This is a genomic window from Shinella sp. GW821-FHT11G07 (assembly GCF_058808115.1).
The window spans coordinates 239372-246532 of the sequence record NZ_JBXARJ010000011.1; the positions used below are offsets into that span (position 1 = coordinate 239372).

6 protein-coding genes and 1 tRNA gene are annotated in these 7161 nt (G+C 62.0%); 5 read left to right on the forward strand and 2 right to left on the reverse strand.

Annotated elements, in window-relative coordinates; all coding sequences use genetic code 11:
- Positions 1-6: 6 nt before the first annotated feature.
- Entirely contained in the window at positions 7-999 is a 993-nt protein-coding gene (gene iolG / locus AC1RT2_RS22085; RefSeq protein WP_493105344.1) for an inositol 2-dehydrogenase, read from the forward strand.
- A gap of 450 nt (positions 1000-1449) precedes the next feature.
- Here the strand turns inward: iolG and AC1RT2_RS22090 are convergent, their stop codons facing one another.
- Together AC1RT2_RS22090 and AC1RT2_RS22095 are read right to left on the reverse strand one after the other, a co-directional pair.
- Entirely contained in the window at positions 1450-1902 is a 453-nt protein-coding gene (locus tag AC1RT2_RS22090) for a hypothetical protein (protein ID WP_493105346.1), read from the reverse strand.
- Between the two features lie 100 nt (positions 1903-2002).
- A complete protein-coding gene (locus AC1RT2_RS22095) occupies positions 2003-3223 on the reverse strand; it encodes an ROK family protein (RefSeq protein WP_493105348.1) in 1221 nt (406 codons plus the stop codon).
- 244 nt (positions 3224-3467) lie between these two features.
- Between AC1RT2_RS22095 and xylF the strand changes: the two genes are divergently transcribed.
- From xylF to AC1RT2_RS22115, 4 genes are all read left to right on the forward strand, one after another.
- Entirely contained in the window at positions 3468-4508 is a 1041-nt protein-coding gene (gene xylF / locus AC1RT2_RS22100; RefSeq protein ID WP_069057948.1) for a D-xylose ABC transporter substrate-binding protein, read from the forward strand.
- Positions 4509-4682: 174 nt separating this feature from the next.
- Complete coding sequence (locus AC1RT2_RS22105) at positions 4683-5996, forward strand: sugar ABC transporter permease (RefSeq protein ID WP_069057947.1); 1314 nt, start codon at positions 4683-4685, stop codon at positions 5994-5996.
- A gap of 14 nt (positions 5997-6010) precedes the next feature.
- A complete protein-coding gene (locus AC1RT2_RS22110; RefSeq protein WP_069057946.1) occupies positions 6011-6796 on the forward strand; it encodes an ATP-binding cassette domain-containing protein in 786 nt (261 codons plus the stop codon).
- Positions 6797-6957: 161 nt separating this feature from the next.
- Positions 6958-7034 (forward strand) — tRNA-Arg (locus tag AC1RT2_RS22115).
- The last annotated feature ends 127 nt before the right edge of the window (positions 7035-7161 follow it).

Genomic DNA, 7161 nt, shown 5'->3' on the forward strand with positions numbered 1-7161 from the left:
ATGAAGATGACTGTGAGATTTGGTCTTCTCGGCGCAGGCCGCATCGGCAAGGTGCATGCCAAGGCCGTGACCGGCAATCCCGATGCCGTGCTCGTCGCCGTCGCTGACGCCTTCCCGGCCGCCGCCGACGCCATTGCCAAGCAGTATGGCTGCGACGTGCGCACGATCGAGGCGATCGAAGCCGCCAGGGACATCGACGCCGTCGTGATCTGCACGCCGACCGACACCCATGCCGACCTCATCGAACGCTTTTCCCGCGCCGGCAAGGCGATCTTCTGCGAAAAGCCAATCGACCTCGACGTCGACCGCGTGCGCGCCTGCATGAAGGTGGTGGAAGAAACCAAGGGCAAGCTGATGGTCGGCTTCAACCGCCGCTTCGACCCCCACTTCATGGCTGTGCGCAAGGCGATCGATGACGGCAAGATCGGCGACGTCGAGATGGTCACCATCACGTCCCGCGATCCCGGCGCCCCGCCGGTCGACTACATCAAGCGCTCCGGCGGCATCTTCCGCGATATGACGATCCACGACTTCGACATGGCCCGCTTCCTGCTGGGCGAAGAGGTCGCCTCGGTGTCGGCGACCGCCGCCGTTCTGGTCGACCCCGAAATCGGCAAGGCCGGCGACTATGACAGCGTCTCGGTCATCCTCCAGACCAAGTCCGGCAAGCAGGCGATCATCTCGAACTCCCGCCGCGCCACCTACGGCTATGACCAGCGCATCGAAGTGCACGGCTCCAAGGGCGTCGTCTCCGCCGAAAACCAGCGCCCGGTCTCGATCGAAATCGCCAACGGCGACGGCTACACCCGTCCGCCGCTGCACGATTTCTTCATGACCCGCTACACCGAAGCCTATGCCAACGAGATCGCCGCCTTCATCGCGGCGATCGAAAAGGGCGCCGTAATCTCGCCGTCAGGCGCCGATGGTCTCGCAGCACTGGCACTCGCCGATGCGGCCGTGAAGTCGGTCCAGGAAAAGCGCCAGATCTCCGTCGCCTGACGAAACCCTCCTCCCAAGCAACTGGCCGGGCGATTCTGTCGCCCGGTCTTTTTGTTGGAGCTCAGCCAGGGCAACGTCTCCCCGTTTAGCGGTTAACCCGAGCCACTGTGCGGACCGACGGCATTTCATATGCTCGGCTCGTCAAGAATGAGCACAGAGGCGGAGAGATTCCTGCCCTCGAATAGTTCAAACACGGCCCCCTCTTCGAGGCGCCCATGCGGGGCATCGGGCACCAAAAAGCTTGCCCGCGCCTCGCCATCGACTACTTCGATAACCACACTCCACGCCTCTCCGCCCGGCCACCCCAAGTCATCAGAGAATCGTGCCACAGTGGAGTATCGACCCGAGATGATCGGCGGCCGCCCTATCCAGGTGATCCGTGCTGGTTTGGATGGATTAAGATTCGCCGCAGGCGTCGTGGTGACCGTGGTCAATGGCGATAAAAACCCTCTACCAATAACGCTTAAGGAAACTGAGCCCGGCGATACATGAAAAACTAACAAGGGCAGAGATCATAAATATCGCGAAACGCCGCTTCTTAGACAGCGACCGGCGAATAGGAAACTCTGATGTCGAAGGCCCAGCACTCGTCACCGCTAGCGCGTTAAAGAGGCGAGCGGTCCCAAAGTGATTCACCAGCGCAAATTGCCCGACCATAAATCTTGTTACTGACATAAATAAATATTCCGAACCTAAGTCGATTTTAATCACAGAGCCAATCATATGAGGGCGAACAAAGGCTACACTCCTCATAGTCTCTGTGAGGAAATTGATCTCAGCTCCGGTGCCACTCTCGCAAATTTTCAGCGACGGGCCATCCAGTTGCGCCAAACCTTTTCGGGCTTTGGTCTTCAAATTTAGTTCGTGGCCGACATGAAAAAATACCGGTAGCGGCTTACCCATTTCCCACCCTTAACAACAATTTCTTCTACATACTTAGATCCTCCGGAAGAAGAAAGTGGTGCGTGCGACAGGATTCGAGCCTATGGCCCGCTTGCCGCAGTCACTCGCTGATCGTCCGAGCAGCAATGACATCGTGATCCATCTCCGCAAGCGCGCGGTCGAGGTGACCTTCCAGCACCAGCGTTGCCTCCTCCGGCACCACGGAGATCGGCGGGGCGCCGAACAGGCGGACCTGCTGTGACTGGGCGAGACCCTCCTCCAGGCCACGCCGGATCAGGTCGAAATAGCGTGTGCCGGGGCCGGTGATGGCAATCGGCATGCTTTCGTAGAGGCTCACAACGCGCGACAGCCCCTGCCCCAAAGCGAGGCCTGCCTGACGGAAGGCATATTCCGACATGCGATGGCCCTGCCGGGCGCGCAGCGCGATCTTGTCCATTTCCGCAAGCGGCACGAATTTTGCGGGGATCGTATCCGGTGGCACTTCGAAGGCAGTGCGCAGGATGCCGTAGAAGCCGGCCGACGCCTCGATACAGCCGTGCGAGCCGCAGCGGCACAATTTGCCATCCGACGAATTCAGCATGTGCCCAAAATTCGGCGCCGTGACCGACAGTTCACTGGTGCGATCGAACCGCGCGATGCCGAGCCCGATGCTGTGGCCGAGCGAGAGGGCCGCGACCGCCTGCAAATTCTTGACCCCCGCCTTCTCCATGCGTTGCGCCATGGCATGCGCCACGAGCAAAGTCTCGTTGTTGAGCAGGATTTTGGCCCGCCAGTGCGGCTGCAGCAGGGCTGCGAAATCGACCTGCTGCGAACCGAAGACCGGCGACCAGACAAGACGCGCCGTCGCGGGATCGACGAGACCCTTGCTGCTGATCGAGACGATAAGCACCTGCGCGCGGTCGATCCGCGAGCGGCTCACCAGCTTGTCGAGTGCCGCCACGAAGGCCTCGCCAAACGGCCGCGTCGCGGTATCTGCGTGATTGCGCGCCTCCTCGAAGCGGTCGAGCAGCGTCCCGCCATAGTCGGCAAGCGAATATTGCACGATGTCGGAGGCGATGCGCACGGCGATGAGGTAGCCGGCATCGCGCCGTTGGCCGAAGATGACACGCGGCCGCCCGCGCGACGCAGATACCTGCTGCTCGCGGCGCTCCAGCACGGCCGCCTTTTCGAGATCGGCGGTGATTGCCGAAACGGTCGCGGACGCAAGGCCGGTATGATGGGAAATATCGGTGTGGGCGAGCGGCCCGTGCCGGCGCAGAGAGGCGAGCACGAGCGCGCTGTTCTGCTGACGCACAAGCTCCGTGCTCGACTTGGTCAGCATCCCCGGATTCCACTCACTCTCACATGCTGCAACACATGCCCCTCCCAAAGCATCTGTCGTGCCGTCATTCAAGGCCTTTCAAGCCATGTTGACAGCCTGCAAAAGTTCTGACATTTATTTTCTCGACTGTCGAGAAAAAAGTCCCGGCACCGTCGGGAGGGGTATCGAGACAGTAAGATCGTGGCCGGTCGTTGATTGGACGGGAGGTTCGTCCAGGCGGCCGGTGTTCACTTGGGAGGATATTATGAAGTTCGTTTTGAAGCTGATGGCAGGGGCTGCCATCATCGTTTCCTTGCATTCCGTTGCACACGCCAAGGACCTCGTGGTCGGCGTTTCCTGGTCGAACTTCCAGGAAGAGCGTTGGAAAACCGACGAAGCCGCCATCAAGGCAGCGCTCGAAGCCTCCGGCGACAAGTACATTTCGGCTGATGCCCAGTCGTCTGCCGCAAAGCAGCTGACCGACGTCGAATCGCTGATCGCCCAGGGCGCAAACGCCATCATCGTTCTCGCCCAGGACTCGGAAGCCATCGGCCCGGCCATCGAGAAGGCTGCCGCAGAAGGCATCCCGGTCGTCGGCTACGACCGCCTGATCGAAAACCCGGCTGCCTTCTACATCACCTTCGACAACAAGGAAGTCGGCCGCATGCAGGCCCGCGAAGTGTTCAAGGTGAAGCCGGAAGGCAACTACGTCTTCATCAAGGGCTCCTCGTCCGATCCGAACGCCGACTTCCTCTTCGCAGGCCAGCAGGAAGTGCTGAAGGAAGCGGTCGATGCCGGCAAGATCAAGAATGTCGGTGAAGCCTACACCGACGGCTGGAAGCCGGAAAACGCCCAGAAGAATATGGAACAGTTCCTGACGGCGAACGACAACAAGGTCGACGCGGTCGTCGCCTCGAACGACGGCACGGCCGGCGGCGCAATCGCGGCCCTGGCTGCCCAGGGCCTCGCCGGCTCCGTACCGGTCTCCGGCCAGGATGCCGACCACGCTGCGCTGAACCGCGTCGCACTCGGCACCCAGACCGTGTCGGTCTGGAAGGATAGCCGTGAACTCGGCAAGCGCGCTGCGGAAATTGCAGCAACGCTCGCCAGCGGCAAGACCATGGACGAAATCGAAGGCGTGACCACCTTCAACGGCGGCCCGAAGGGCGTCGAGATGAAGTCGGTCTTCCTCGCACCGCTGCCGATCACGAAGGACAACCTGAACGTCGTCATCGACGCCGGCTGGATCCCGAAGGAAACGGCTTGCCAGGGCGTCGCTGCCGGCTCGGTTGCGGCCTGCAACTGACGGGCCATGAACCGCAAATGACCTGACCATCACCAGGCGCCGCAACGTCATACGTTGCGGCGCTTGCGCAAGATGGGCAGCGGGCGGAGGATGCGACGGCGACACATCCTCGAAACGGATAAAAATCCGAGCGCCCGAAGGACACGTCAACAAAAGTGGGGGGACGGCAAAGCCATGGCCGACATCACGACTACCGCACATGCCAACCGCGCGCGATCGGCGGGCGAGAACCCGGTAAAGCGCTTCTTTCGCGCCACCGAGATCGACACGCGCCTGCTCGGCATGATCGGCGCCATGCTGATCATCTGGATCGGCTTCAACATCCTGTCCGGCGGCCTGTTCCTGACGCCGCGCAACCTGTGGAACCTCTCCGTCCAGACGGCCTCCGTCGCCGTGATGGCGACCGGCATGGTGCTCGTCATCGTCACCCGCAACATCGACCTTTCCGTCGGCTCCATCCTCGGCTTCGTGGGCATGAGCATGGGCGTGCTGCAGGCCGAACTGCTGCCGCAGCTGCTTGGCTTCAATCACCCGGCGATCTGGGTCATCACGCTGCTTGCCGGCATCACGCTGGGCGCGGCCATCGGCGCGCTGCACGGCTCGATCATCGCCTTCCTCAACGTGCCCTCGTTCATCGTGACGCTTGGCGGCCTGCTCGTCTGGCGCGGCGCCACGTGGTTCGTCACCAGCGGCCGCACGGTCGCGCCGATGGATGCCACCTTCCGCCTGATGGGCGGCGGCACCGAGGGCTCGATCGGTGCCACGGCAAGTTGGATCGTTGGCGTCCTCGCCTGCATCGCCATCGTCGCCACCATCATCAATTCACGCAAGCAGCGCCAGCGCTTCGGCTTCCCGCAGCGCCCGATGTGGGCGGAATACTTTCTGACCGCCGTCGGCTGTGCGCTGGTGCTCGGTGCGATCGCGGTCGTCAATGCCTATCCCTGGCCCGTCGCCATTGCCCGCAAATATGCCGACGCCAACGGCATCGCCTGGCCGGAGGGCGGCCTGTTCATCCCGCACGGCATTGCCATCCCCGTGCTGATCGCCATCGTCGTCGGCATCGTCATGACCTTCATCTCGACACGCCTGCGCTTCGGCCGCTATGTCTTCGCGATCGGCGGCAACCAGGAAGCCGCGGAACTCGCCGGCATCAAGACCCGCTGGGTGACGGTAAAAATCTTCGCGCTGATGGGCATTCTCTGCGCCATCGCCGCCGCCATCTCCACCGCCCGCCTCAATGCCGCAACCAACGCGCAGGGTGAGCTCGACGAGCTCTACACCATCGCCGCAGCCGTCATCGGCGGCACGTCGCTTGCCGGCGGCATGGGCACAATCGCAGGCGCCATGCTCGGCGCCCTCGTCATGCAATCGCTGCAATCGGGCATGGTGCTGGTCGGCATCGACACCCCGTTCCAGCGCATCGTGGTGGGCATGGTCCTTGTCGTCGCCGTCTGGCTCGACACGGTCTACCGCGCCCGCGCCAAGTAAGAGGAGCCCATCCAATGACGGACACAAGTACGCCCCTCGTGGAGCTGAAGAACATCTCCATCTCCTTCGGCGGCATCCACGCCGTGGACAATGCCTCGGTCGACCTCTATCCCGGCGAAGTGGTCGCACTTCTCGGCCATAACGGCGCCGGCAAGTCGACGCTGATCAAGATCCTCTCCGGCGCCTACAAGCGCGATGGCGGCGAGATCCTGATCAATGGCGAACCCGCCGACATCAACAACCCGCGCGACGCCAAGAAGTACGGCATCGAGACGATCTACCAGACGCTCGCCGTCGCCGACAATGTCGATGCCGCCGCCAACCTCTATCTCGGCCGCGAGCTGCGCACCCCCTGGGGCACGCTCGATGACGTGGCGATGGAAGCGAAAACCCGCGAAGTGATGGGCCGCCTCAACCCGAACTTCCAGCGCTTCAAGGAGCCGGTAAAGGCGCTGTCCGGCGGCCAGCGCCAATCGGTCGCCATCGCCCGCGCCATCCTGTTCAACGCCCGCATCCTCATCATGGACGAGCCGACCGCAGCGCTCGGCCCGCAGGAGACGGCGCAGGTCGGCGAGCTGATCAAGCAGCTGAAGAAGGAAGGCATCGGCATCTTCCTGATCAGCCACGACATCCACGACGTCTTCGACCTCGCCGACCGCGTCTCGGTGATGAAGAACGGCCAGGTGGTCGGCCACGCCCGTACCGAAGACGTTACCAAGGACGAGGTGCTCGGCATGATCATCCTCGGCAAGGTCCCCGAAAAAGCCATCCCCGGCCCCGGCGCGATGCAGACCGCCTGACCGGTTCAAGCCGAAAACAAAGAGCCGCCCGCGACCCCGCCGGCGGCTCTATCCTTTCAACACCACCGGAAACGCCGATTTCCGCATTTTCCCGATTGAAGCCCGCCCCCAGCTAGGCTAAGAACCCTCTCATCGGACAGGCGAGTCATCGCCTAGGGCAAGCACCCGTAGCTCAGCTGGATAGAGTGTTGGATTCCGATTCCAAAGGTCACAGGTTCGAATCCTGTCGGGTGCGCCATTTTTTTCAATAAGTTAAGCCGACTTTTCTAGTTTCTGAAAGGCCTGCAGGGTAATCCTCCCGCGCACTAATCGGGTTCAAAAGTAGAATTTTCTCGGCAATATGCATGAGGAGATTTTGATGAAGA

What these genes read in the sequence shown, in the direction of transcription:
- iolG (WP_493105344.1), top strand. Translation starts at nt 7, where the DNA reads ATGACTGTGAGATTTGGTCTTCTCGGCGCAGGCCGCATCGGCAAGGTG.
- AC1RT2_RS22090 (WP_493105346.1), bottom strand. Translation starts at nt 1,902, where the DNA reads ATGGGTAAGCCGCTACCGGTATTTTTTCATGTCGGCCACGAACTAAAT.
- AC1RT2_RS22095 (WP_493105348.1), bottom strand. Translation starts at nt 3,223, where the DNA reads ATGCTGACCAAGTCGAGCACGGAGCTTGTGCGTCAGCAGAACAGCGCG.
- xylF (WP_069057948.1), top strand. Translation starts at nt 3,468, where the DNA reads ATGAAGTTCGTTTTGAAGCTGATGGCAGGGGCTGCCATCATCGTTTCC.
- AC1RT2_RS22105 (WP_069057947.1), top strand. Translation starts at nt 4,683, where the DNA reads ATGGCCGACATCACGACTACCGCACATGCCAACCGCGCGCGATCGGCG.
- AC1RT2_RS22110 (WP_069057946.1), top strand. Translation starts at nt 6,011, where the DNA reads ATGACGGACACAAGTACGCCCCTCGTGGAGCTGAAGAACATCTCCATC.